General features: G+C 61.4%; 1 protein-coding gene. It reads right to left on the bottom strand.

The genetic code is table 11. From position 1 onward, the window contains the following. Nucleotides 1-619: 619 nt before the first annotated feature. Nucleotides 620-1,204: a Uma2 family endonuclease gene (locus G3446_RS26680; protein WP_164456678.1), complete on the bottom strand. Its 585-nt coding sequence runs from the start codon at nucleotides 1,202-1,204 to the stop codon at nucleotides 620-622. Between the last annotated feature and the right edge of the window lie 298 nt (nucleotides 1,205-1,502).

The following is a 1,502-nucleotide window of genomic DNA, read 5'->3' as shown; positions in this document are numbered from 1 at the left end:
TCTTCGATCACGTTTCCCATGCCCACTTGCTGCGCTTTCTGGAGCATCGTATTGGCGATCCCATGCTGTTGCGGATCGTCCAGCGGTTTCTGAAGACCGGCATCATGGAGGACCGCGTATTCACAGCCAGCGTGGAGGGAACGCCACAAGGCGGATTGGTCTCGCCCTGAGCGAAAGATGACATTCTTGCTGGTGCGGAAGCCGGTCCCGCAGTTCTGAGACCGTTGGCCTCCAGGCCAACAGGTGTCGGCCTGGAGGCCGACACTCCCAGCATGAGCGTTGCTGGCTTAAACCTAGATCCGGCAGTTGACCGCTTCGTGCTTCATGCAAGGCCTTGGTCACTTTCAAGATCGGGGTTTCCTGCTGGCTCACCCGCCGGGTGAAGCCCGCTACGGCCTCCAGTGCACGCCCCGCGTGGCGCCTGGCTGCGTTGCAACGCGTTGTCGTAGAACCACTACGACGCCTCGTTGCGCCTTGCCAGACACCACGCTGGACGCACCCTTGAGGCCGTCCCGCCGCCGGATCTAGGTTAAATGCTGAGATTGCAGCTGAAGGCGATCTGTCGCACTCGTAATGATCAATGTCGGCGGTCGCTCTTTGACCGCCTCTCAAGGCCCTGTCAGCGAAGAAACTCGCCGGTTGAGGACCAGCCGATCTCCAGACCCGTGATGGTCGCAACGGCCGTGGTACCCGTCAGCTCCAGGATGTCCGGTCTCCCGTAGGCGCAATCTTCGCCGAGGCGGTAGATGGTCAAGATGCGATCGACCGGGTGCAGGAGCCAATACTCGCGGACGCCGTGACGCTCGTAGAGGGCGCGCTTGCGAATCTGGTCGTGGACCGCGCTATAGGGCGAGAGGATCTCGACGATCCAGTCCGGCGCGCCGCGGCAGCCTCTTTCGTCGAGCTTGGCTGGATCGCAGATGACGGCGAGGTCCGGTTGGACGACTGTATCGACGTGCTCGTCCGCCTCGTTTACTTTGGGCAGGCGCACGTCGAATGGCGCGACGTAGACGCGGCATCCAGTCCCGGCGAGCTTGGGGTGAATCTGTGCGGTCAGCTCGACGACGAAATCCTGGTGCAGACGCGAGGGCGCGGGCGCCATGGCGAAGGCCTCGCCGTCGATCAATTCCCAACGTTCGTCCTCGGGCCAACGGCGATAGTCGCCATAGCTGAAGTGGCCCACCTTGGTTGCGGTCTGTGGCATGGTGGCGGCTCCTGTGCCTTGGTGCCGAAAGCATACATCAGCCGCCGTGGCGTCGATCAAGGAGGTGCGGTGGCGTCTGTTCCAGGTAAGGCTGTCGGTGGCCGGACCTATCTGCATGTCGATGCCATCTACCGATTGGATGTAGATTCCAGTGATGTTGACGCCTTGTTCCAGAGTTTGTGATCGAGGCGCGCTGACGATTGGGCCTTGATCATCAGTTGGTTGCGCCAGGCAAAGCCTGGAAGGAGAGGAAGATAGCGGACGGATAAGCGAATCGGAAACTCCTTGTTGCGGCCCA

It is taken from the genome of Thiorhodococcus minor (assembly GCF_010820565.1).
GTDB lineage: Bacteria > Pseudomonadota > Gammaproteobacteria > Chromatiales > Chromatiaceae > Thiorhodococcus > Thiorhodococcus minor.
The sequence above is the reverse complement of the archived record's forward strand: the minus strand, read 5'-3'. Positions and strand labels throughout refer to the sequence as shown.